The following is a 25472-nucleotide window of genomic DNA, read 5'->3' as shown; positions in this document are numbered from 1 at the left end:
GCACATCAGCGATACAGCAAAACACGACACAGGAAAACATCATGACAGACATGATTTCATTACTGGCAGACCTTGAGCGCAAAGGGATCCGGCTGGCCCTGAATGAGAAAGGTCAGCTGACTTCCCAGTGCAGCAAGCAGGCGCTGACACCGGAAATCGGGCAACAGATCCGAGACAACAAAGACGCCATCATTCGCTGTCTGCACGCCCGCCAGGCGTACGAACAACCGATCCCCGTACAACAGGCGGCCTCCGGGCCGCTTTCTTTCTCCCAGAGTGGCCTCTGGTTTATTGAGCAGTACGAAGATAACTCGCATCTGTACAACATGCCGGTGCATTTTCGCCTGACCGGCAAGCTGGATGTCGCCGCGCTGGAATACGCCTTCTCGGCGCTGGTGTCCAAACACGCCAGCCTGCGTACCCGGTTTGTGCGCAATAGCCAGGGCAAAGGTGAACAACATATTGCCGCGCAGGCTGAGCTGGCGGTCACTCATCATGACCTGTCTCATCTGGCGCATGCCGAGCGCGAGCAGGCACTGGTGAAAATGGTCGAGGAAGATATTTATCGCCCATTTGATCTGGAAAAAGGCGAGCTAACCCGGGTGGAGCTGGTCCGGTTGGGTGAAGAAGAGCACCTGCTGATGCTCACCCAGCACCATATTATTTCTGATGGCTGGTCGGTGAAAAATATGTTTGCCGATTTCAAGCAGGCCTTTCTTGCCTATCAGAATAGCCAGCCGCAACCGATAACACCGACGGCGGTCAACTATATCGACTATGCCCACTGGCTCAACTCTCCGGCCTTCCGTGACTACCACGAAGAGTTCCGCCCGTTTTGGGTGGAGCGCCTGAAAGGTATCCCGGAAGTGCATGCCCTGCCGCTCGACAAACCGCGCCCGGCCAGCCACAACAATGATGGCGCACTGGTGTTTTCATCCATTCCGTTGCCGCAATGGCAGCAGTTCCAGCGTTTGTGCCAGCAACATAGCACCTCGTATTTTATCGGCCTGCACGCGGTGTTCTCACTGCTGATGGCCCGTCTGGGCGGCGACAGGGATGTGGTGATCGGGACGCCGCTGGCTTATCGCGAGCGCGCTGACATCGAAGATGTGGTGGGTTTTTTCGTCAACACCATTGTGTTACGTACTCAGCTGGATGACAGCCTGACCTTCGCCGAGTACCTGCGTTACTGCCGTGAGCAGGATCTGGCCGCGTTTGACCATCAGCTGTTCCGCTTTGAAGCCCTGAGCGAAGCCATCGGAGCCGACCGTACCACGGCGCTTAACCCGATTTTCCAGATCATGCTGGTTTATCAGGCCAAGGTGGATTTCAACGATCTGATCCCCGGTTGTGGTGCAGTGGAAGAGCCGTCTCCGGTGTTGCCGGCGAAAACCGATTTGTCGCTTAAGGTTACTGAGTTGGTAGACGGTGTCCGGCTGGAATGGCTCTACAGCAAAGGGGTGTTTAAGCACCAGACGGTAGCCCGTTTCGCCGAGATGTTCCTGATGCTGCTGGATGGCATTCTGGCTGAACCGCAATCGCCGGTGATGGAGCTGCCGATGGTAGACCGCCAGCATCAGGCCCGAATCGGCAAGGCGCTGGCCAGTCTGGCTATGGCTAATGGTGAGCCCATGGCTGCTGGTGAAATGGTTACTAGTGAGTTGGCTACTAGTGCGTTGGTTACTGGTGAATTACCTGGTGATTCTGCGGCCGTGACGGATGCTCTGCGGATCCATGAGCAAATCAGCCGCCATGCCGCAGCGTATCCGGCACAACCGGCGGTGACCGGCAGCGACAGGACGATTACTTATCAGGCGCTGGATCAGGCCGCCAACCGCCTGGCGCAGTATCTACTGGCGCACATGACCGATGAATCGTCTGCCGAGCAGAAAATCGGGGTGGTCGCGAGTCGCACGACCCAGTATGCGGTTGCTGCGCTGGCCGCCTGGAAAGCGGGAATGAGTTATGTCCCGCTGGATCCCGCTTACCCGACGGCACGGTTACAGCACTTGGTTGACGACGCCCAACTGGCGGTGGTCATTGCGCCGGATGCGCAGTTTGCTGAGGCGCATCCGGGGCTGACCGGATGCCAGGTAGTCAATGTGACGGAAGCGGCAACGGCGGCGAGGCTGGCCCAGACCGCTGCGACGGCACCGGCAATCACGGTGACGGCGCAAGATCTTGCTTACGTGATCTACACCTCGGGCTCGACCGGTCTGCCAAAAGGGGTGGAAGTGGAACATGGCGCATTTACGAACGTACTGACCGACCATACTGCCCGTTTGCACATGACATCCGCCAGCGTGATGTTTAACCCGATGTCGCTGGCATTTGATGCCGGTAACATGACGGCGATACTGCCATTGTTTGCCGGATCGAAACTGGTGCTTGGCGAGCCGGATGACACCCTGCTGGAGCAGGCCGAAGCGCACGGTGCGACGCATATGATCAGCTCGACCGCGCTGTTTGCGGCCATGGCTCCTCGTCCGCTGACCTCACTCAAAACGGTGGCATTTGGCGGCGAAGCGTGCCCGGCCAATCTGCCCGCCAGCTGGCAGGGCAAACTGCGCCTGCTGAACATGTATGGCCCGACCGAGTTCACTGTGACCGCGCTGGTCAAAGAGTTGCAACCGGGAGAGCCGGTGACCATTGGCCATCCGGTTGAGAATACCCAGGCCGTGATTTTGGATGAACAAGGACAGCTTTGTCCGGTGGGCGTGGCCGGTGAGTTGTGCCTGGCTGGCAGGGGGCTGGCACGGGGTTACCTTAACCAGCCAGCGCTGACCGCGAATGTGTTTGTCACGCGGGAGATTGCCGGGCAGACCGTTCGCTGTTATCGCACCGGTGATAAAGCACGCTGGCTCAATAACGGCGAAGTGGAGTACCTGGGCCGGATTGACCAGCAGGTAAAACTGCGCGGTTACCGGATTGAGCTGGCTGAAATTGAAAATCAGATTGCGAAAGTTGCGCCGCAGCTCCATCAGGTTCGAGTGATCGTGGCCGGTGAAGGCGTGCAGCGCCAGCTGGTGGCCTATGCCACGGTGGAATCAGTGTCTGAGATGATGCCACATACCTCACCGGCTGGACGTGTCGAACCGGGGCAAATTTTGGCGGCCGCAGCCCGTATTCTGCCGGAATATATGGTGCCGGTAGAACTCATTGTGCTGGATGAGCTGCCACTGACCGTAAACGGCAAACTGGATATCAGCCGGTTACCGGCTCGCCAGCTTGTAACCGGAGACGGTGCTCAGCCTGATAATGACCTTGAAGCTGAGGTACTGGCGATTTGGCGCGAGGTGCTTAACACCGAACTGGGTGTTGAAGATGACTTTTTCCGTCTCGGCGGGGATTCGATCCTCAGCATTCAGCTCAACACTCGGCTGCGTGATGCGGGCTTTGCCTGCACCGTCAAAGATGTGTTTGAAGCGAAAACCGTGCGTAAGTTGTGCCGGACGCTGGCAGCCCATTCGCAGCATGAACGGGCGGTTGATGCCGAGAAGGGACAACTGGCCGGTACGTTTGATTTGCATCCGATCCAGCGCTGGTTCGATGCTCAGCCTTTTGCCCGTCCGGCGCACTGGAATCAGGCGGTGGTACTGGCTATTCCTGAGGTAGATTCTGCCCGGCTGACCAGCATGATGGCCCAACTGCTGGCTCACCACGATGCCTTGCGTCTGCGGGTAACGGACGACAATGGCACGCGCCGCCAGCGTTATCAGGCGTCGGTGACAGTACCGGAACTGGTGGAACTGGATGCGGCGAACATGACCGAAAGCGAACTGTATGATGCGCTGACGACGCTGCAATCGCAGTTCGATCTCGTCAACGGGCCGGTAATGGCCTGGGCGCGGGTGCGTCATTTGCCGTTGCCAAAGGCTCAGTCCGAGCAAGGCGCAGAGCCCCAGACTGGACTGTTCCTTGCGCTGCATCACTGGGTGGTGGATGCGGTTTCCTGGCGTATTCTGGCCGAAGATCTGCAGCGTTTGTATCAGGGGCTGCCGCTGCCGGCGAAAACCTCCAGCTATCGCCAGTGGGGCGATGCCCTGAAAGCCTATGCTGATCGTCATCCGGAACAGTTTGACTATTGGCACAGCCAGCTTGAGGCGGCTCAGTCACGTTGTGAGTCCGCTAGCGATGCCCGCTACTGCGCGTTACCAAATCAACTGAACCGTGACAGTGATGGCAAGGTGATTCCGAGCCAGGCGATGCTGGAACTGGATGAGAGCGAGACTGAACGTCTGGTCGGTAAGGCAAACAGTGCCTTTACCACAGAGGTGCGCGATCTGCTGCTTGCGGCTCTGGGTATGACGTTCAATGAACTGGGCTGGGGCGAGCAATCGACCGTGATGCTGGAAGGGCATGGCCGCGAGGACATTGCCGAGCAGCTCGATGTCAGCCGTACCGTCGGCTGGTTTACCAGTACCTATCCGTGTACCGTTGCCGTGCAGCCTTCGCTGGCGGAGACGATCAAGCACACCAAAGAGGCGCTGCGGCAGGTTCCGGATAATGGCATCGGCTTCAATGCGCTGCGTAGCTACCATCCACAGGGCGCGCAGCTGACGTTCTCGCCAGTGGTCTTTAACTACCTAGGGCGTCAGACCCGCAAGCAAGGGCTGCAACCGGAACCGTGGCGTCCTCTGCCGGTGATACCGGGGCAAACGGCTTCACCGCTGAACCCGGGGGCTGAGCTGATCAGCCTGCATGGCGGGATCTATGAAGGACAACTGACAATGCGTCAGGTCGGGGTTCTGGAGCAGGCTCTGAGTGAGCAGTTTATGGCGGCATTTAAAGCCAACCTGCTGGCCGTGATCCGTTACTGTGAGCAGCACACCGTGACTCACGGCAGGCAGTCGACGCCGTCAGATCACCCGTTGGTCACATTGACCCAGCCAGAGCTGGATGCGTTGTCAGAACGGTTTGATATCGACGCGTTGCTACCGGCGTCTTCGCTGCAGCAAAGCATGTTTGCCCATCAGCAGCGTTGCCCTGACGATGAAGCGTATCTGCTGCAAACCCCGATCCGATACCAACAGCCACTGGATCTGACCCGTTACCGGCAGGCATGGCATGCGGTCGTCAGCGCTTATCCGGCATTGCGGACGGTATTAAGCGGGCCGTTTGGCGAGGCAAACCCATTGATTCAGGTGGTGCAGCGTCAGTGTGTACTGCCGTTTGACGTGGTGGATCTGACCGATGAAGCTGATCCGCAGGCGGTGATTGCCGCATACTGCACGCAGGATCGCCAGCAGGGAATCCCGCTGCAAGGCGAGGCGCTGTTACGCGTGCGCTGTTTCCGTCTGGCGGACGATGATATTCAGGTGATCTTCAGCTGCCACCACGCGGTGATTGACGGCTGGAGTGGCCCGCGTCTGTTTGCGGCGCTTCATCAGGCGTATGAATCCTTGTCTGAGAGCGAGCATATCGAGGAATCCGCTGTGCTGCCGGTCGATCAGGCGTATCTGGCCCATGCTGAGTATGCCTTCAGGCAGCAGGCCGACACGGCAGCCTTCTGGGCTGAGAAGTCGCTGGCGACAGCAAAAGCCAATGATCTGACATTGTTGTTTGGTCATGGTTTTGCGGCGTCCCCTTACCAACAGCAACCCGAGGTGGTCAAAACGGCACTGTCGCCGGAGGCGCAGGCTGCTCTGGTGCATTTTGCCCGTCAGGCTGGGGTCACTCACAGCACGGTAGCGCAGTTTGCCTGGCACCGTCTGGTGGCCCGTGCTACCGGTCAGCCGTTAAGTGACCAGCCGACCACCATAGTTGGGAATGTGGTGCCGGGGCGTGATGCGCCGGTTGACGGGATCACCGCCAGCGTCGGGCTCTATATCAATACGTTGCCGCTGATGATGACCTGGCAGGAGTCGCAGCCATTGGCCGTGCAACTTGCCGGGCTGCAAAGTGAGACCATGGCGCTGAACCAGCACGCCACGCAGTCATTGATCGCACTACAAGCCGGACGCGGACGACTGTTTGACAGCGTGTTTGTTTACGAGAACTACCCTCGACCGGAAGCCTCAGAGCAGAAGGCCCCAGAGCAAGAGATGACACCCATCGAACAACCCGTCAATAATCTCCGTGCTGTACTGCAACCGGAGTTCGGACCGGCTTTTGAAAAGGTGGAAATTCCGCTCAGCCTGGTGGTCAATGAGGTTGGCGGCCAGCTGTCGCTGCGCTTTGAATTTGACGGGCAGCAGGTCGAGCCAGCTCGCGCCCGCGAGGTGCTGATGCGTTGGCAGGATGAGCTGTTAGCGGTGATTGCTGCTGATCCGCAGCAAGTGTTGCCACTGACCCCGCTGGCATCTGTGGCTGAGCCGCAATGTTTGAACAGTGAGCATCATGCGAAGGCAGATCCGGCATCTCTTGATGGGCCTTGGCCACCGGCTATTAGCCAGTTGGTCAGTCAGGTGTGGCAGCAGAGTACTTCACTGACGGTCACGCCGGACAGCGCGTACTGGCACCAGCCGTTGTGTGCACTGGGGATTGATTCTCTGGGGGCGATTGCGCTGGTGCAGCGTCTGAACCAGGCGCTGAGTCAGCAGGGGCAGAAGCAGGCCGTGACTCTGGCAGAACTGTATCAGCATGCCACACCGGCAGTGATGTGCCGGGCATTGAGCGAAGCATATGCTCAGCAGCCTGAACGGGAGGTGGCCGATGCCTAATCTGGATCAGACAAACGCTCTGTCCGCGTCTTGGTGCGCGCGTGTTTCTTCACGTGATTCTATATCTTCACGTGATCTTGCAACTATGCTGGAGGCCGCCCTGAACGGGGCGGCCGAGTCCGGACGGATGGCCATCGACTTTGGCGATGCATCGCTCAGCTACCGTGATCTGCTGGCTGATACGGCACGGGTAAAGCAGCGCCTGACGCAGGCGGGCCTGACGGCGGGATGCCGCGTCGGGATCCACCTGGAGCGAACGCCCACTCTGATTGCCTCGTTACTGGCCTGTCTGTTTTCCGGCATGGCATTTGTCCCACTCGATCCGTTGTTTCCGGCGGGGCGGCTACGGGATATTGCTGAGGAAGCGCAGCTGGATGCGGTGCTGGAGGCTGGTCATGAAACTGGCAATAAGGCTGGCAGTGAAGTGCCAGCAGCTATCGGATTTCGCTGCCCGGTTGTTAGCTTGGATGACAATAAAGAACAGACGCGACATCGGACGCAGCAGGGTGGTGTGGGGGCTCTGACACTCAGCCCGAAGCTGAGGCCCGATACCACGGCTTATATGATGTTCACGTCCGGCTCAACCGGCAAACCGAAAGGGGTCGTTATCAGTCATCAGGCGCTGGCAACCTTCCTGTGTGCCGCGGTTGCCAGACTGGAATTGGATGCCCGTTGTCACTGGCTGCTGATCACCACTATCGCGTTTGATATCTCGATGCTGGAGATTTTTGCCCCCTTGCTGGTGGGCGGCCGTTTGTTGCTGACCGATAGCGAAGCACATAAAGATCCTCATGCTGTCGCGGCTACGCTGGCGCAGCACCCGTCTGTGAATGTATTGCAGGCCACGCCGACCTTCTGGCGGATGCTGGTAAACACCGGCTGGCAAGGCCAATCCGGGCTGACCGCGCTGACCGGCGGGGAAGCGCTGGACAGCGGATTAGCGCAGCAGCTGCATTCGCGCTGCGAGGTGCTCTGGAACTGTTACGGACCCACGGAAGCCACGGTCTGGTCACTGATGTCGACCGTGCAGCCGGGGCAGCCGATCACCATCGGTCAGAGTCTGGCCGGGTATGGCCATCTGGTACTGGATGAAACAGCGTCACCGGTGGGCGAAGGGCTGGAAGGGGAACTGTGCATTTATGGTGATGCCCTGAGTGATGGTTACTGGCAGCGGGCGGATTTGACCGCGGCGCAGTTTGTGGTTCGTGCAGACGGGCGGCGTTATTACCGCACCGGTGATAAAGTCCGGCGGCTGGCGGACGATCGCTATCAGTATCTGGGACGGCTGGATGATCAGGTTAAGCTGCGCGGCTACCGGATTGAGCTGGGGGAGATCGAAGCCCGGCTGCGCGAGCTGGATGGTGTCAGTGATGCAGCCGTCAGGTTGGAAGGCGAAGGTGAGCAGGCGATGCTGGTGGCGTATCTGGAGCAGGATGCTCAGGCTGGGGCACCAATTTCGCAAGAAGTGACTCGCTCACAAGGAATGCTTCGCTCACAAGGTATGACGCGTCTACAGCTGCGTAAGGCACTGGCGGCACACTTGCCGGGCTACATGATTCCGGGACGGTTCGTGTGGCTGAACAGTCTGCCGAAAACCGCCAGCGGTAAGGTCGATCGTAAGCGGCTGGTGGCCGGTTAGCGACGGATTGGTATTCCTCTCTTGTCTTTAACCGACAAATAAACTTAACTGACAAAAAAACCGCCGAAAGGCGGTTTTTTGTTTAGCGTGGCAACCAGTGGTAAGGGTTATTGCGTCACCGATTGGGCTTCCGGCTTGTTTACCAGCTTGGCGATGTCATCCATCACTTTCATCGCGGCCAGCGGGCCCCCGACGGAGGTCCACAGTGAGCCGTCCACAGCGGTAAACCGACCGGCGTTAATCGCGCTCAGCTGGCGGAAGGCAGGGGTATTTTCGGCTTGTTTCATGGCATCCACGGCTTCGCCGGACGTGCTGAGGGTGCCGATCACCATCCAGTCGCCGTCCAGCACTGATAACGCTTCCAGACTCAGTGACATGGAATGGGTATGCCCCGGATCTTGCTGGTTATCCGGACGTTTCATGCCGACATCGGCAATCACCTGACTGGCAAACGAATCGCGGAACATGTAAGCCGGTCCTTTCGGGTTCCAGCGTACGACGCTGATGGTCTGGCCTAGTCGGTCACCAATAGCCTGTTTGGTTTGCTCAGCATGTGACAGATAGCGCTGCATAAAGGAATCGGCATCCGCCTCGCGGTTCAGGATAGTGGCGGTGCGCTTGAAGACCTCTTTCCAGCTTTCGCCATAGTTGAACGTCACCACGGTCGGGGCAATTTCATTCAATAGCTCAATCACTTCCGGGCGGTTTGGCGCGGTCAGGATCAGATCCGGTTCCAGCTCCAGAATGGTTTCCAGGTTCGGGCGGGACAGATCGCCGACAATCTGAATGTCGCCCTTGATAGCCGGGGCGAGGTAGCGCGGCAGAGTTTGCTGACCACGGCCGTTAACGGTGCCGACCGGTGTCATACCGAGCGCCAGGGCGGTATCGAGGTCGATTTCGCTCAGGGTGATCACCCGTTTCGGGTGCAGGGGAACCGTAACTTTTTCGCCCAGGGCATTGTCAACGGTACGGGTATCGGCGGCAGTGGCCTGGCTCGCCATGCAGAACAGGGCCAATGCGGTAAACAGGCTTCGAAGCAACATAATACTCCTTATTATGCAAATCAGTGAATGAGATGAATCGTTCGCAATTGTACTTGATAAGGATATTGAGAACTATTTTTATTTATTTCTGTTCAGCGAAAAGGCGGGTTGATATCATGTCCAGCCTCGTCGATATACATGGAGTTGCAAGCGTGTCGAAACATCACCTTGTCTGGTTGGGAGCGGGCGTGGTTTGTGTCTGCTTTTTTTCGTTATTGTCTTTGTCGGTCGGAGCCGGAGAATACGGCGCAGCAGATGCGCTGGCGTACTATTTTTCAGCCATCAATCCGTCAGAGCACATGATCATGGTGATGGATACACTGCGACTGCCGCGCACACTGTGCGCCCTGATGGTCGGAGTCAGCCTGTCGCTGGCGGCGTCTTTACTGCAAAGCGCGACCCGCAATCCACTGGCTGAGCCGGGGTTGCTCGGGGTGAATGCCGGGGCAGTATTGGGGCTGGTGACCGGACTGACCTATTTTGGCGTCGAATCGGCGCAAGGGTATCTGGTCTGGTCCGGGCTGGGCGCGCTGACCGGCAACATCGTCGTGCTGCTGGTCGGTCATGTCATGGGCAAATCCAGCCCGCTCAAACTCATTCTGGTCGGGGTGGCAATGAATGCCACGTTTGGCGGTATCTCCAGTTTTATTCTCTTGTCGCATCAGGTGGTGCTGGATCAGTTCCGATTCTGGAACCTAGGCTCGCTGGCGGCTGCGGATATGGCATCCATGGCGATGGTCTCACCGTTTATGCTGGCCGCAGTCGTACTGACTTTTCTGCTGGCCCGTCAGCTCACCATGATGCAGCTGGGCGAGCAGCAGGCTCGCTCGCTGGGGATCAATACCCACTGGGTTCGTATTGGTGTCTTGCTGGCCTCAACCTTATTTACTGCCTGCGCTATTTCGGTTGCCGGGCCGATCAGTTTTGTCGGCTTCCTGGCGGCTTACTGTGCTCGCATGGTGGAGCCGGTGCGGCTGTCATTGCAGGTTGTGTTTTCGGCGCTGTTCGGCGTCTGCTTCATTATGGCCGCAGATATTCTGGCACGCTGGATGATTCAGCCGTATGAGATGCCAAACGGTGTACTGCTGGCGATGATTGGCGCCCCGGTATTGATTGGGGTGGTGCGACGGGGCGGTTTCCGCTCATTACTGGCCGTGAAGTAGGAGGAGTTGCTGATGGAAAAAGGGATGCAGCAAGTGATGCCAGCGCGCGCGCAACAATACACGCCGCCAGCTGCCGCACTGCCGGGGCAACACATACCGCACGGCAAATGGCTGTGGCGGTTGGGCCGTAAAACCCTGTTGGTGGAGCGTCGCGCCGTATGGATTGGAGCGCTGTTGCTGGTTGCGCTGATGGGCCTGAGCCTGCTGGCGATCAGCGTCGGTTCTGCCAAACTGACTCCCTGGCTGGCATTGAAAGCCCTGCTGGGGGAATCGACCCGGATGGTCGAGATCATGGTGTTCAAAATTCGTCTGCCCCGGGTGGTGGCCGTGCTGGTGGCCGGGGCCGCGATGGGGCTGTCCGGCTGCATGATTCAGACACTGGTTCGCAACCGGCTGGCTACCCCGGATATGGTCGGGGTGAATGAAGGGGCCACACTGGCTATCACCTTCTTTACGCTTTATCTCACGCTCGGGGCCTGGCCATGGTGGGCGGCGCCGCTCGGTGCGGTGGTGGCTGCCTTGATGCTGTACACCTTGTGCCGTAACCCCGGTGAGCAGGGATACTTGTTCGTGGTGATCGGTATCGGGGTGTCGGAGCTGATGCGGGCCGTAGGAGAGTTCCTGATGTCCACCGAATCGATTGTGCACGTCAGCAGCGTGTACTTCTGGACTATAGGGAACTTTGTCGGTCAGGGCTACAACGTCAGCCTGCCGGTGGCTGGATTGCTGGTGCTTATCTGTCCGGCCGTGATGTATTTCTCCCGCCAGTTGGCTGTGTTGCGGCTGGGCATCCCGACAGCGCAGAGCCTGGGGGTGAATGTCAATCGGGTGCAGGTAGCCATCCTGATGCTGGCGATTCTGGTCGCCGCGCTGGGCACCGCAATTGGCGGGCCGGTGGTGTTTATTGCGATGGCGGCGCCGATTATTGCGAGCTTCCTGCTCAAAGGACGGGTCGTCCCGCTCTGGACCGCCGCCATGCTGGGCGCACTGCTGCTGTTGCTGAGCGATACCCTGGTGCGGGTGCTGGCTGACCCCCATGAGGTGGCGACCGGCATCATGACCCGGATTCTGGGCGGCATCATGCTATTTATTTTTCTTCTGCGAGATAAAGGACAGGCAGACTAATGACAGCGTTAACGATGACAGGGGTAGGATTTTCCTACGAGAACAAAACCGTCCTCAAGGATGTTTCATTCCGCCTGGGTAAAGGAAAACTGGTCGGCATTGTCGGGCCGAACGGTGGGGGAAAATCGACCCTGCTGAAAATGATGGCCAAGCAACTGGTCCCGCAGCAGGGAAACATTACCTTAAACGGCACGTCACTGGCCGACTACTCAATGAAGGCGCTCGCCAGAGAGCTTGCTTTTTTGCCGCAGCAACCTATTAGCCCGGCGGGGATCACAGTCGAGCAACTGGTGCAGTATGGTCGTCATCCCCATCAGGGCTGGTTCAGTCAGTGGAGCGATGAGGACGCGGCACAGGTTGCCAACGCTATTAAATGGATGAAACTGGAAGGTCTGCTGCAACAGCCGGTGGCAAGCCTGTCCGGCGGCCAGCGTCAGCGTGCCTGGCTGGCGATGATTCTGGCTCAGGATACCGGCGTGATTCTGCTGGATGAGCCAACCAGCGCACTGGATATCGGTCATCAGATTGAAGTGATGGAAAGCATCAGCCAGATGGTGGCGGTAGGAAAAACCGTGGTGTTGGTGATCCATGATCTGGCGGCAGCAGCACGGTACTGCGATGAGCTGGTTGCTATTGGCGAGCAAGGCGTCGTGGCGGCAGGCCCGGTGCGCGAGGTGATCACCAAACCGATGATCGATAAGCTGTACAACACCCATGTGGATATTTTGCAGGCACCGTTTGATGATGCCCCAGTGATCGTGCCGCGCCGTCAGGCCGACTGGCAACGACTCACGGGTTGATGCTCTGACGGGCAGCGCTCTCCGACAGTTCATCAATCTCTGACGCGCACTGAGAAAAGCCAGCCGAATCGGCTGGCTTTTGGCTTTTATCAGTAACCGGTTTATCAGTGCCCCAAATGGCGTTAACCCTCGTTGGCAGCCAGCTGACGCGGGCAGCCCTGACGGCGTTGCTCAACCGCATCGGCCAGCATGGTCAGCAGGGTTTTGGTATCGTCCCAGCCGATACAGGCATCCGTAATGGACTGGCCGTAGGTCATCTCTGCCGCAATATCCTGACGGCCTTCAACCAGAAAACTCTCTGCCATTATGGCCGCAATGGCATGATTCCCGTTGCCAATCTGGCGACAGAGCTCTTCGGCAACCAGCAGTTGGCGCTGGTATTGCTTCAGGCTGTTACCGTGGCTGCAATCGATCATGACGCCGGTCATCAGCCCTTTGGCATGCAGCTGCTGTAGCGCATGACGGATATCATCTTCACTGTAATTTGGCGTCTTTCCGCCGCGCAGGATCAGATGACAATCCGGATTCCCGGTGCTGTTAACGGCGTAAAGCTGACCATCTTGTCCGACGGTGGTGTAAAGGTGCGGATGGCGGCTGGCGATCATTGCATCCATGGCAACACTGATATTGCCGTCAGTGCCGTTTTTGAACCCTACCGGGCAAGGTAGTCCGGACGTTTGCTGCCGGTGTGGCTGGGACTCGGTGGTTCTTGCGCCAATCGCGCCCCAGCTCATCAGATCGGCCAGATAGGTAAAGCTGGTGTTGTCGAGGAACTCAGTCGCGGTCGGCAGCCCCAGTGCGTTAATTTGGATCAGCAGCTCGCGAGCCTGATACAGCCCTTTGGTGATGTGATAGCTGCCATCCAGATCCGGATCAAACAGTAAGCCTTTCCAGCCAACGGTGGTACGCGGTTTTTCAAAATAGGCCCGCATCACGACCACTAACTGGTCCTGATGCTGCTCGGCGTACGCGGCCAGTTGTCGGGCATAGTCCAGCGCCGCTTTCGGGTCGTGAATGGAGCACGGACCAATCACCACCAGCAGGCGGTCATCGTGGCCGTGCAGGACATCCCGGATGGCCTTTCGCGAGGCAGAGATGTGTCCGGTGAGCGCCGGCGGGCAGGGAATATCCTGAGCCAGCGTGGCCGGGGTAGGCAGTGCCTGCCATGAGTGGGCTCGGATCACTGAAGGGTCAATAGCCATTGTTGGTTCCTTTGTTGTCATCGGTCGATGACATCACTCTTGTGCTTCCAGGCCTTTCAGCCTGACGTCGTTACAGGTGGTCGATTCTTATTCTTTATTATCAATTACTTCGTGGCGTCTGGCGTGATAGCTGTCTTCATCGTTACCAAAGCGCCAGTAGGGAATGGCGTAAACCTGTGAACGATCCACATCCAGCTCACGGCGGATGTAGCGCCGCAGACCCACGACGATCTGCTCTTCGCCACCCAGCCAGAAATAGCTGTCCGTGACATGGTGCTTGTCATTTTCAAGCTGCAGGCAGAACTGGTCGATCAGCGGCTGAACCTGATTGGGTTGACCAAAGAACCACTCAATCTTGACCCCTTCCGGGCAGACCAGATCCTGGAGATCGGTATGGTCAGGCACCTGCAAGGCGACATACCCCCGGCTGTCCGCAGGCATGTCTTCGAGCATGGCGGCAATAGCGGGCAGAGCGGTCAAATCACCGGCCAGGAAGTACTGTGAGGCCGGTTTGAGCATCGGGAACGGGCCGCCCGGCGGGGAGATACCAAGCTTATCGCCGGGGCGGGCGGCCAGGGCAAACCGAGAGGCTGGCCCGATATCGCCGTGCAGGGCAAAGTCGATATCTATCTCACCGACTTCACGGCGCAGGGCGCGTACCGAGAAGGTGCGCAGCAAAGGTTTGTCTTCCGCCGATGCCCATTTAGGGCCGCTTTCTGTCATCGCCGGCAACACCGGCTCGGACTGGTCTCCGTGGGCTAGCATGATCTTGATATGGGCGCCGTGGCTGCATGGCGGGTAGTGTGCCAGTTCAGGGGAGGTGAAGCAGATGCGCCGGTAGCGCGGGCCCAAATCCTGGACAGATTTCACGGTGAGTAACACCGGCTGACGTTTAACCGTGCTGTCATTTGCGGACATAGTGGCTCCTTAATCAATAATGATATCCATTCTCGTTTGATTATACATAAACTCAACAGTGTTAACAGTAAAAGCTCATCTAAGTTACTGAGATCACACCAGTTAAAACAAACAGTAACAGTAGTAACAATAAGGATTTGGGCAAGAGTTGTCTGTCTTATGAGGACAAAGGGCAGCTTTCTGAGCTTTAGTCACATAGCAGGTAAAAAGCTGTACGGAAAATAAAAAACAATAATAACAGGTATTTATTGGTTGTATTTAAGAGGGGCTGTGTTGAGCGCACAGCCTGTGCAGCTTTAGGCTTACCATAAGCCTAAAAGGTGTGCGAGGAGTGAGAAAGAGCAAAGTAGCAGTCATTTTTGTTATCGCGGCTGTTTCAACCATCAGGGCTGGGGGACGATAACAACCACCATGGCTTCGTTGCCATGAATGCCGGAACGCTCGCTGCTTCATGGGAATAGCGGTACACTTAGGCGGTTAACCCATGATGCCGCAGGGCTTTTTGACGGAATGTAAGGACTGGTTAATGACTGCCACCCCGAATGACACCAGCTATGTAGACAGCGATCTGCTGACTGAGATCGCCATTGCCTATTACCAGGACGGCGCGACCCAGGAAGAAATATCCAAAACCTTCGGCATGTCGAGGGCGAAAGTGGGCCGCTTGCTCCGCCGGGCACGGGATGAAGGAGTGGTGGAAATTACGGTAAAGTATCACCCGGTATTCAGCGAGAAACTCGAACAGCAGCTGATTGAGCGTTTTAACCTGAAACGTGCCCTGATTGCACTGGACCAGCCGGACGATGAAAGTCAGCGCCAGCAGGTTGCCAGTCTGGTTTCCAGCTACCTCTCTTCCGTTCTGACCGATGACATGGTGGTGACGGTAGGCCAGGGACGCAATATCGCCTCTATCGCCAATCATGTCGGCGTAGTGCCGCATCGCAACTGCCGTTTTGTCTGTGGTATCGGCGGTACGCACCGCTCAGGCAATGCCATCAATGCCGACCATATCTGCCGCCAGCTGGCCAAGAAATACGACGGGATCAGTGAAACCCTGTACGCCCCGGCGTATGTCGATGATATCAAAGTCAAAGAAGCCATCATGAAAAACGGCACGGTCAAAGAAACACTGGACCGTGCCCGCCGTGCGGATGTCGCGCTGGTTGGGGTCGGGGATATGAACGAGAACAGCCACATGGTCAAAATGGGCTGGTTTACCCCGCAGGAAATCGTAGAGGCGCGGATCCGGAAAGGGGTGGTAGGTGACATTGCCGGTTATGACTTTTTTGACAGTCAGGGTCGCCGAGCCGACACCATGATGAGCGACCGGGTGATTGGTCTGAGCATGGAAGAGCTGCGCCATATCCCGATTGTGGTGGTGACCGCCGCGGAAAACAGTAAAGCCCTGGCGCTGCTGGGCGCATTGCGATCCGGTGTGGTGGATGTGCTGGCCACCAGTGTCAGCAACGCCCTGACCATCCTCAATCTTGATCAACAAATGAAATAAAGGATCTGATGATGCCATTTCGGATCAGTTGAGATCAGGCTGCCTGCGGGCGGCCTTTTTTGAAAGGTGGGCCGGCGTTTTAACCGAGGGAGTTACCCTGCCTTCCGGCGAGCTTGCTAAGATTGATAAGGGGAAATAGGGAGCGCGCAATGTTAAAACGATATGTATGGATGCTGGCAGTCGTGGTCAGCCAGGCCGCATGGGCGAGTCCGTGGGAAAAAGTTAAAACCCCGAGTCACGGGGAATCGCAATCAATCGGGGGATACAGTAACGGTTGTCTGGCGGGCGGGCAGAGCCTGCCGCTGGAAGGGGATGGTTATCAGGTCATGCGATCTTATCGCGGGCGCTATTATGGCCATCAGGATATGATCAAGTTTCTGCACGATCTGGCTCACGGGGTGAACCAGCTTAAGCTGGGACAGCTGTTGGTCGGGGATATCGCGATGCCGCGGGGGGGACGCTTTGCCTCCGGGCACGCCAGTCATCAGACCGGGCTGGATGCAGATATCTGGCTGAAGCTGTCGGATAAACCGCTGAGTGATGAAGAGCTGATTGATGTGCAGCCACTACCGATGGTGCACCTTAAGCAGTACCGCATCAACAAGAAAAACTGGGGTGATAAACAGGCGCTGATGATTCAGCTCGCGGCCGCAGATGAACGTGTGGCGCGGATTTTTGTCCATCCGGTGATCAAAGAGCAGCTGTGCCAGCGGGAATGGAAAGAACGTGACTGGCTGCGGAAAGTCAGGCCGTGGTGGGGCCATTACTACCACTTCCATGTCCGGCTGAATTGCCCGGAAGGTGATACCAGCTGTAAGGCGCAGATGCCGCCCCCGCCGGGTGATGGCTGCGGCGCGGAACTGGCTTCCTGGCGGCCTAAACCTAAACCGGTCACCAAAGAGAAACCGAAGGCGGTTGCCAAGGTGAAAAAGAAACCGCCGGTAGTACCACCGGCCCAGTGCGTGGCTTTACTGCAAAAAGACAGCTGAAACCCATCTGGTATCCGAATGCGTCTTTCGATGGTGAAGGGGGGGCTGTCTGTGATAGGAAGGCAAATCAGCATTTAAACCATACAAAAAAAGCGCCCGACAGGGCGCTTTTTGATGGCAAAACCAGTGGATTCACACCAGACCTTGCAGGGTGACGAACTTCTCTAGCAGCTCGTCTTCGGTCTCGATGTGTTCCGGGTCAGTAATAATACAGTTGGTGATCGGGCAGACCGACTGACAGGTCGGTTTGTCGTAGTGCCCTTTACACTCGGTACATCTGTCCGGGTCAATCTCATAGATTTCCGGACCCATGGAGATCGCGTCGTTCGGACACTCCGGATCACACATGTCGCAGTTGATGCACTTTTCTGTAATTAGCAATGCCATTGCGATTAGTTACCGTCTTTAGGACCGTGAGGATTACGGGTGTTCTCACCGGCATTCAGGTTGCGCATCAGCAGACCGAATTCCAGATCCATATCCTGAGGTACCGGGATAAAGACAAAGTGGCCGTTACCTTTGGCATCGGTGATCACTTCAGACTTACGGTTTTCCATGGTCTCCAGGGTGAAGATCACGTTGCCTTTCGGGGTCATCAGCTCCATGCTGTCGCCCACAACGAATTTGTTCTTCACTTCTACTTCTGCCAGATCACCGCGGCGTTTGCCGGTGAACTCACCCACAAACTGCTGGGTGTCAGAAATAGAGTAGCCGTACTCGTAGTTCTGGTAGGCATCGTGCGTGTGACGGCGCAGGAAACCTTCGGTGTAACCACGGTGAGCCAGGCTCTCCAGAGTACCCATCAGGGTTTCATCAAATGGCTTACCGGCGACAGCATCATCAATCGCTTTGCGGTATACCTGAGCGGTACGGGCACAGTAGTAGAACGACTTGGTACGGCCTTCGATTTTCAGTGAGTGAACACCCATCTTCGTCAGACGCTCAACGTGCTGAACAGCACGCAGGTCTTTTGAGTTCATGATGTAAGTGCCGTGCTCGTCTTCAAACGCTGCCATTTTCTCATCCGGGCGGTGAGATTCGCTCAGCAGCACCACTTCGTCAGTTGGCTTGCCTTTACCGATTGCCACTTCCGGACGCTCTGGCTCTTGCATCTGAACGGCAGAGGCTTCCTGAATTTCCACGATTTGCCCCGCGTCATCTTCAGTTGCTTTCTCGGCTTTGTATTCCCAGCGGCAGGCGTTGGTGCAGGTACCCTGGTTCGGGTCACGCTTGTTCATGTAGCCAGACAGCAGGCAACGGCCAGAGTACGCCATACACAGTGCACCGTGTACGAACACTTCCAGCTCGGTTTCCGGACAGTGTTCACGAATTTCTTCGATCTCTTCCAGTGACAGCTCACGAGATACGATCACGCGCTCAACGCCTTGAGTTGCCCAGAATTTCACGGTTGCCCAGTTAACGGCGTTCGCCTGAACTGACAGGTGAATTGGCATATGCGGGAAGTTTTCACGCACCATCATGATCAGACCCGGGTCAGACATGATCAACGCATCCGGGCCCATCTCAACGATAGGAGCCAGGTCACGGATGAACGTTTTCAGCTTAGAGTTATGCGGCTGAATGTTACATACCACGTACAGTTTCTTACCCTGCGCGTGCGCCTCGTCGATACCGATTTTCAGGTTTTCGTGGTTGAACTCGTTGTTACGAACACGAAGGCTGTAACGTGGCTGGCCGGCGTACACGGCATCTGCGCCGTAGGCAAATGCGTAACGCATGTTTTTCAGGCTGCCCGCAGGCGATAACAATTCAGGTTTAAACATAGCTCTTATAATCCAGTGTCTGATTGCAAATCAGGCCGTATCACTCGGGATACGGAGTTGAGGCGGGATTTTACTGTGATCCCACCCACAAAGGCAATGGATAGAGGGAAATGAGGTAGGAATCCTGATGGCGGGCGGTGCTGTTGCTCGAAAGGGAAGGCCACCGGCTAACCGAAAACAACCGGTTGGGATGACAGGAGCCGATACACAGGCGGCAAACAAACGATGGGTGACCCGTGGGGGCGGGATAGCAAAAGGCGACCTGTGGTCGCCTTTTTTCTTTGAATGTTGGTGTTCTTTGAGTGCTGTTTTTTTGTGGCCGGTATTTTTGCGACAGGAGTCGTGTGGTGCCAACCGATCAGGCTTTGGCTTCCAGGCCGCCCAGCACGTCAAACAGGTTTGGCAGGAAAGCGGAAAACTCACCAGCCATCAGAGACAGGTCAGCATCCAGGCGATGCGCCATGTCTTCCCTGTCGATATCGTCGTTCTGATCGCGCAGTTCGTCGGAGAACTTCAGGCGTTTTACCGACAGGTCTTCGTTCAGCACGAAGTCAATGCGATCCTGCCAGTTCATTGCCAGCTTGGTGACCAGTTTGTCTGCTTCAATGTGCGCCAGAATTTCATCGCACGACAGATCCTGTTGCTTACAGCGAATCACGCCGCCGTCTTCCAAAATCGCTTTCAGCTCGGCTTCTTCACCAATGGTGAAGCCGTTAGGTGATTCGTTGCTGCGTACCCACTCGGTCATGGTCAGTTCAGCCGGTTTTTCCGGGGTAACTGGTACAACCGGCAGGCTGCCCATTGATTTACGCAGCAGGCCCAACAGTTCCTCGGCCTTCTTGAAGCTGCCGGCATCAACCACGATATAGCCTTCTTTTGGCATGATCAGAGCGTAAGTCTGGGAGCGACGGCTGAACGCGCGCGGCAGCAGATCCATCACGATTTCATCTTTCAGAGTGTCTTTTTCGCTTTTCTTCAGCTTACGCCCTTGTTCGATTTCCATCGCCTCGATTTTCTCGCTCAGTGATTCTTTGATCACCGATGACGGCAGCATTTTTTCTTCTTTACGGGCACAGATCAGGATGTTGTCACCGGCCACATGGGTAAACATATCACCGTGTTTACCCAGGGCGTGTACCCAGCCAAATTTCTGCATGTCCTGGCTGCCACATGGCGTAAAACGGAATTCTTCCAGTTGCTGTTCCAGTTGGTCAGGGTTGATGTCGATTTCGCGGCTGAAGCGATAGGTAAGTACGTTTTTAAACCACATCATGGCTGTTACAGATCCTAGGTTGTGCATTTGGCTGTCAATCTTATTGCATTGATAAAAGAATGTCGTTGGTTTTCTCGGCCACCGGGTTGGGCGAAAGAAAAAGTGCGGTACAATCTCACGCAGTTTTCCAACTCGGCATATAGATTTGTAATGAAGATTCTCCATACCTCCGACTGGCATCTGGGTCATCAGCTGCATGGTTACAACCGGGATTTCGAACATCAGGCATTTCTTGACTGGCTGGCAGACACACTGGAAGCCCGCCAGGCCGATGCATTGCTGGTGGCCGGGGACATTTTTGATACGGCCAATCCGCCGGCCAGTGCCTGGCGCATGTTGTACCGTTTTCTAGCCCGGCTGGCGAAAAACCTGCCGAACCTGAATGTGGTGATGATTGGCGGCAACCACGATTCGCCAAGTAAGCTGGATGCCCCGCATGAATTGCTGAAAGCGTTTGACCTGCATATCGTCGGGGGGATTCATCGCCGTGAAGATGGCGAGCTGGACACCGAACGTATGTTGGTGCCGCTGACCGACGCCTCCGGGCAGCAGGCAGCCTGGGTGCTGGCGGTCCCGTTTTTGCGCAGTGCCGATCTGCGTACGGATGGTCTGAGTGAAGAGGATGATCGCCTGATCAAGGGGGTCGAAACCCTGTATGGAGAAGTGACCGCCGCGGCGCGGCATGGCCGCCAGCCGAATCAGGCATTGATCGGGATGGGACATGCTTACATGGCCTCGGGCAAGCTGTCAGAGATGTCAGAGCGTCGGGTACTGGGCGGGAACCAGCATGCCTTACCGGCGTCCATTTTTGCTGAGGACCTGAGCTATGTGGCGCTCGGGCATCTGCATTTGGCGCAACGGGTCGCCAAGCAGGAGCACATCCGCTACAGCGGCTCGCCGCTGCCGTTGTCCATGTCAGAGCGGGGCTACAACCACCAGGTGGTGCTGGTTGACTTCGACGGGGCCGATGTGACGGCGATTGAGCCGGTCTCAGTGCCGCGCGTGGTGGACATGCTCAAGGTTCCGGCGTCACCGGCACCGCTGGCCCAGGTAATTGAAGAGCTGAGCGCGCTGGACGTGGAAGACAAGCCGCGCGAGCAGCAGCCGTTTCTGGAAGTGCATGTTTTGCTTGATAAGCCACAAGCCCTGCTGCGGGAAAAAATCATGGCAGCCTTGGATGGCAAAGCCGTGCGTCTGGCCAAAATTACGCCTCATTATCCGGCGACCCAGACCCAGCAGGGACTGGGGCACCGTCGTCTGTCTGATGTGACGCCACAGCAAGTGTTCAACCTGAGCTGGACGCAGAAATATCAGGGCGAACCGGATGAGGCGATGACGGCCGCGTTTGAGCAGCTGCTGATCAATGTCGAAGAAGATGAAGCGAATTTGTAATACAGCCACCGAGTAAATGAAGAGAGCACAACAACGATGAAAATACTTGCGCTACGTGGTGAAAACCTTGCCAGTCTGCAGCAACCGTTTGAGATTGATTTTGCCGGTGGCCGGCTGGGCGAAGCCGGTTTGTTTGCCATCACCGGTAAGACCGGGGCCGGAAAATCCACGCTGCTGGATGCCATCTGTCTGGCGCTGTACGACCGCATTCCCCGCCTGCAATCGAACAAGAAAAACGATGCTGAAATTGGTCGCGATGATGAGTCGAACCGGATCAAGGCCAATGACGTGCGCAGCATTCTGTCGCGCGGCAAAGCCGAAGGCTACGCCGAGGTGGATTTCATGGCCAATGACGGCACCGCCTGGCGGGCCCACTGGCATGTGCGCCGTGCTCGGAGCAAGGCGGACGGCCGTATTCAGGCCGCGGAACAATGGCTGGAAAACCTCGACACCGGACAGCGTTTTGCCGGTAAAAAAGCCGAGCTGCAGACGGAGATTGAGCGCCTGATTGGCCTGACGTTTGAACAGTTCCGCCGGGCGGTAATGCTGCCGCAGGGGGAATTTGCCGCGTTCCTTAAAGCCGGATCCGACGAGCGTGCCGCTCTGCTCGAACGCATGACCGGCGGTGAGATTTACGGCCGCCTGTCCGTCGCGGCCTATGAACGCGCCCGGGACGAAAAACAGAAACTGACTCAGCTTCAGGCGCAGCTGGGGGACATTGAACTGCTGGATGATGAGCAAAAGGCCGAGTTATCCGCTCAATTGGAACAGTTCAAAGCGCAGCTGCAAGGTATCGATCAATCACTGACGGCGCTGGCGCAGCATCAGCAGGCGCTGGAGACCGAAGCGCGCCTGGCGCAGCAATGCGCGGATGCGCAGCAGGCCCGCCAGCAAGCAGAACAACAGCACCAGGAGGCGGCTCCCCGTCGTGAAACACTGGTACAGATAGCCAAAGCGCAACCGGCCAGACACGATTTTTCCCTGCTGCAGAAAACCCGGTTGCAGTTGGCGAAGCTGGAAACCTCAATCACCAATGCCCAGCAAAGTCTGGTTCAGGACAAGCAGCAGCTGGTCAATGCCGATGGCGCGGTGCAGCAGGCCCGCACAGCCCTGAACATCGCCCGCCAGCAGTGGGAAGCGCTGGAGCCGAAACTCAAGCAGGTCACGGTACTGGATGAACAACTGGCGGCAACCCAGCGTCAGTTGAGTGCTATTGAGGCTGAGTTCCAGCAGCATCAGAATGACTGTCAGCGCCAGCAAACTGCTCTGGACGAGAAAAAACGCCAGCAGTTGCAGTGGCGAACCCGTCAGCATCAGTTGCGGATCCAGCTCGAGCAATATCATGAACTGGCCGGTGTCGCGGAGCAGTATCAGCCGGTTCTGGATAACCTGGATCAGTACCTCTCGGCGCATCGCACCTTAGGCCGTCTGGCTCAGGAAAAGCAGCAGATCCTGCATGAGCAGCAATCGCAGTCTCGCAATTTTGCGCTGCTGGAGCAGCAACAAAAAGAGGTGAGCGGTCACTTAGGCGAGCTTGAGCAGCAGCTGACCCGACTGGATCTGGCGCAACAAGAGCAGCAGCTGGCCGACAGCCAGAAACGATACAACGACAAGCAAGCCGAACTCGATACCCTGCGCCAGGCGATGTCCGGCACCAAAGAGTGGGCCGGGCTGCTGGAGCAGACGGAAAAACTGCAGGGTGAGCGACAAGAGTTGACTGAGTATCTGACTCAGGTGGAGCAGCGACTGGCGGCACTGGCTCCGGCGATGGAGCAGTTGCGGGCCCGGTATCAGGAAGCCGAGCAGCAGTTCCAGCAGAGTCTGGCCGTGGTGAACCTTTCGGAGTACCGCAGCCAGCTTAAGCCTGATACCCCGTGCCCGTTGTGTGGTTCGGAAGATCATCCGTACGCCGCGCAGCATCCGGTGGTTGAAGGCTTGCTGCACCAACAGCAACAACGCCTGCGTGAACTGCAGCAGCAACTGCAGGACGGAGAAGGAGAACGCCGCCACCTGCAACAGCAGTTACCACACGGTCAGCAGCGTCTGGCGGTGATTGATAATGAGTTGCACCGTTTCCGTCAGTATCAGGATCAACTGCTGGCTCCGCTGCTGGATGTGCTCAAACAACTGGAGCTGGAGGAGAGCCTGACGGTGTCACCGGACACCGCCCGGCTGAACGACCAATTACGCCAATGGCAGCAGGACGCTGAGCAGGCTTACCGTGACATCCGTTTGCAGCAGCAGGCGATGGAACTGGCCCAGCAGCAGATTCAGCACGGGCGTCATCTGCAACATCAGCAACATCAGTTGCAGCAGGCCGCCACGGAAATGAAAGAGCGTCAGCACCAGCTGGAGCAGAGTGCGACTCAGTGGAAAGAACGACTGCAGTCGATTGAGCAACAGAGCGAGACCCAACAGGTGATTCTGGCGGCTCGCAGTGAGGCACTGAACGAGCAGTACGGCAGCAACCAGTGGCTGCAGATGCTGCGTCAGCACGGTTCGGAGCAGTATATTCATCAGCTGAAACAACAGGTTGAACATTATCTTTCCGGTAAGAAAGAGCTGGAGCAGACCGAGCAGCAATTGACGGAACTGGCACCGCAGTTGGCAGAACTGGAAGCCGGACTGGCGGCAGGCTATCGCCAACTGGCGGAATGGCAGCAGAAAGCGGCGACGTTGCAGCAGCAGGCGGAATCTACCTGGCAGCAACGGGTCGCTATCATCGGTGAGCAGAATGCTGACAGCCTGGCGGCCCAGCACAAAGCCGCTATGTCTGAGGCCCAGCAGCGACTGACTGAAACGGAGCAGGCGCAGCGCCAGGCCGGTGAGAAAGTGGCCGCCGCCGAGGCAGCGCTGACAGGCTGGCAGCAGCAGGAAAAAGAGACGGCAGCGGAGCACCGTCAGGTGGTTCATGACTGGCTGGGCTGGCAGGAAAAGCTGGGACTGAATGAACATCAGCTGATGCAGTTGCTGAGTAAAGATGAACACTGGCAGGAGCAAGAGCAGGCGGCCCTGAAGGCGCTGGATGATGCGCTCACCCAGGCGGCGTCAGTGCTGAAGGAGCGGCAGCGCGCCATTGAGCTGCATCAGGCTGCAGCCGATGCTGCTCGTGACTGGGGCGAGGCTTTTGAGTTGGCCCTGAATTCGGCAGAGCCGATCAGCGTCCAGCTGGCACCGTTGCAGACCCAGTGGCAGCAGGACAAAGCCGGACTGGAAGAGCAGATCTTCCGGCTGCGTCAACGGCTGGTACAGGCTGAACAGGCACTGCAGCAGGCCGGGGAGCTGACCGAGAAGCTGGCGGCGCAGCAACAGCAGACTGAACTGTGGGGTCAGATGAGCGAGCTGATTGGCTCAGCAACCGGCAACAAGTTCCGCACGCTGGCACAGGGACTGACCCTGCAGCAGCTGGTGGTGTTGGCCAATGAGCATTTGCAGGAGCTGGCTCCGCGTTACGCGCTGCAACCGGTTCCGGGCAGCCCGCTAGCCTTGCAGGTGATTGACCACGACATGGGCGACGAAGTGCGCAGCGTGGAATCTCTGTCAGGCGGGGAAAGTTTCCTGGTGTCGCTGGCTCTGGCGTTGGCGTTGGCCTCCCTCGCGGCCGATACCCGCCAACTGGGGTCACTGTTTATTGACGAAGGTTTTGGTACGCTGGACCCGGACAGCCTGGAAATGGCACTGTCCTGCCTGGATGCGCTGCAGGCCGATGGACGTCAGATCGGCGTGATCTCCCATGTCAGCACGCTGGTGGAGCGTATCGGGGTGCAGGTTTGCGTTGAAGCGCAGGGCGGGGGACGGAGTAAAATAGCGGTCAAAGGTTAAGCGCCTGATTGAATATTGTACGGCTAGGTTGTGAGCTTGATTCACAACCTGGTTTGTATGACAGTTTCATATACAACAGGTTACGTTTTTCTCCGGGCTAGTCACAAAAGTGTCATACTTTACACACATAATGGCGCTCGAAAGACAGCAACT

General features: G+C 57.2%; 15 protein-coding genes. 9 read left to right on the top strand and 6 right to left on the bottom strand.

Features of this window, described 5'->3' with window-relative positions; genetic code table 11:
• Positions 1–41 precede the first annotated feature (41 nt).
• Both C9I92_RS05035 and C9I92_RS05030 read left to right on the top strand, forming a co-directional pair.
• Positions 42–6662: a non-ribosomal peptide synthetase gene (locus C9I92_RS05035; RefSeq protein ID WP_047886555.1), complete on the top strand. Its 6621-nt coding sequence runs from the start codon at positions 42–44 to the stop codon at positions 6660–6662.
• A complete protein-coding gene (locus C9I92_RS05030; RefSeq protein WP_169776052.1) occupies positions 6655–8301 on the top strand; it encodes an amino acid adenylation domain-containing protein in 1647 nt (548 codons plus the stop codon). Before C9I92_RS05035 ends, C9I92_RS05030 begins: the two co-directional genes overlap by 8 nt.
• Before the next feature lie 107 nt (positions 8302–8408).
• Here C9I92_RS05030 and C9I92_RS05025 read toward each other — a convergent pair whose 3' ends face one another.
• Entirely contained in the window at positions 8409–9344 is a 936-nt protein-coding gene (locus C9I92_RS05025) for an ABC transporter substrate-binding protein (protein ID WP_047886557.1), read from the bottom strand.
• Positions 9345–9496: 152 nt separating this feature from the next.
• Here C9I92_RS05025 and C9I92_RS05020 point away from each other — a divergent pair, with 152 nt between their 5' ends.
• Genes C9I92_RS05020 through C9I92_RS05010 form a run of 3 tightly spaced genes read left to right on the top strand, consistent with a single transcriptional unit; the run spans position 9497 to position 12432 of the window.
• Entirely contained in the window at positions 9497–10507 is a 1011-nt protein-coding gene (locus tag C9I92_RS05020; RefSeq protein ID WP_277991772.1) for a FecCD family ABC transporter permease, read from the top strand.
• Positions 10508–10519: 12 nt separating this feature from the next.
• Positions 10520–11632, top strand: coding sequence for a FecCD family ABC transporter permease (locus C9I92_RS05015; RefSeq protein WP_107193812.1), 1113 nt, complete (start codon positions 10520–10522; stop codon positions 11630–11632).
• A complete protein-coding gene (locus C9I92_RS05010) occupies positions 11632–12432 on the top strand; it encodes an ABC transporter ATP-binding protein (protein ID WP_047886559.1) in 801 nt (266 codons plus the stop codon). Before C9I92_RS05015 ends, C9I92_RS05010 begins: the two co-directional genes overlap by 1 nt.
• 122 nt (positions 12433–12554) lie before the next feature.
• Here C9I92_RS05010 and C9I92_RS05005 read toward each other — a convergent pair whose 3' ends face one another.
• Positions 12555–13634, bottom strand: a complete 1080-nt coding sequence (locus C9I92_RS05005; RefSeq protein ID WP_047886560.1) for a 3-deoxy-7-phosphoheptulonate synthase — start codon at positions 13632–13634, stop codon at positions 12555–12557.
• 87 nt (positions 13635–13721) lie between these two features.
• Positions 13722–14552 (bottom strand): siderophore-interacting protein, encoded by an 831-nt coding sequence (locus C9I92_RS05000; RefSeq protein WP_047886561.1) that lies wholly within the window; start codon positions 14550–14552, stop codon positions 13722–13724.
• A gap of 526 nt (positions 14553–15078) precedes the next feature.
• On the opposite strand from C9I92_RS05000, the gene C9I92_RS04995 reads away from it, so the two are divergent.
• Positions 15079–16059, top strand: coding sequence for a sugar-binding transcriptional regulator (locus tag C9I92_RS04995; RefSeq protein ID WP_047886562.1), 981 nt, complete (start codon positions 15079–15081; stop codon positions 16057–16059).
• 149 nt (positions 16060–16208) lie between these two features.
• On the top strand, positions 16209–17048 hold the full coding sequence (gene mepA, locus C9I92_RS04990) for a penicillin-insensitive murein endopeptidase (RefSeq protein ID WP_047886563.1): 840 nt from the start codon (positions 16209–16211) through the stop codon (positions 17046–17048).
• A 132-nt stretch (positions 17049–17180) separates the two neighbouring features.
• Here mepA and C9I92_RS04985 read toward each other — a convergent pair whose 3' ends face one another.
• The 3 genes from C9I92_RS04985 to rdgC form a co-directional block, all read right to left on the bottom strand.
• A complete protein-coding gene (locus C9I92_RS04985; RefSeq protein ID WP_047886564.1) occupies positions 17181–17435 on the bottom strand; it encodes a YfhL family 4Fe-4S dicluster ferredoxin in 255 nt (84 codons plus the stop codon).
• A 5-nt stretch (positions 17436–17440) separates the two neighbouring features.
• On the bottom strand, positions 17441–18832 hold the full coding sequence (trhP, locus tag C9I92_RS04980) for a prephenate-dependent tRNA uridine(34) hydroxylase TrhP (protein WP_047886565.1): 1392 nt from the start codon (positions 18830–18832) through the stop codon (positions 17441–17443).
• A 358-nt stretch (positions 18833–19190) separates the two neighbouring features.
• Complete coding sequence (gene rdgC / locus C9I92_RS04975; protein ID WP_207103717.1) at positions 19191–20102, bottom strand: recombination-associated protein RdgC; 912 nt, start codon at positions 20100–20102, stop codon at positions 19191–19193.
• Positions 20103–20255: 153 nt separating this feature from the next.
• On the opposite strand from rdgC, the gene C9I92_RS04970 reads away from it, so the two are divergent.
• Both C9I92_RS04970 and C9I92_RS04965 read left to right on the top strand, forming a co-directional pair.
• On the top strand, positions 20256–21497 hold the full coding sequence (locus tag C9I92_RS04970) for an exonuclease SbcCD subunit D C-terminal domain-containing protein (protein WP_047886567.1): 1242 nt from the start codon (positions 20256–20258) through the stop codon (positions 21495–21497).
• A 36-nt stretch (positions 21498–21533) separates the two neighbouring features.
• The gene (locus C9I92_RS04965) at positions 21534–25319 is read left to right on the top strand and encodes an AAA family ATPase (protein ID WP_047886568.1); all 3786 of its coding nucleotides are present in this window, start codon (positions 21534–21536) and stop codon (positions 25317–25319) included.
• Positions 25320–25472: the final 153 nt, after the last annotated feature.

Source organism: Photobacterium ganghwense, from assembly GCF_003025595.1.
Classification (GTDB): Bacteria; Pseudomonadota; Gammaproteobacteria; order Enterobacterales; family Vibrionaceae; genus Photobacterium; species Photobacterium ganghwense.
This window is presented reverse-complemented; position numbering and strand designations above follow the sequence as displayed.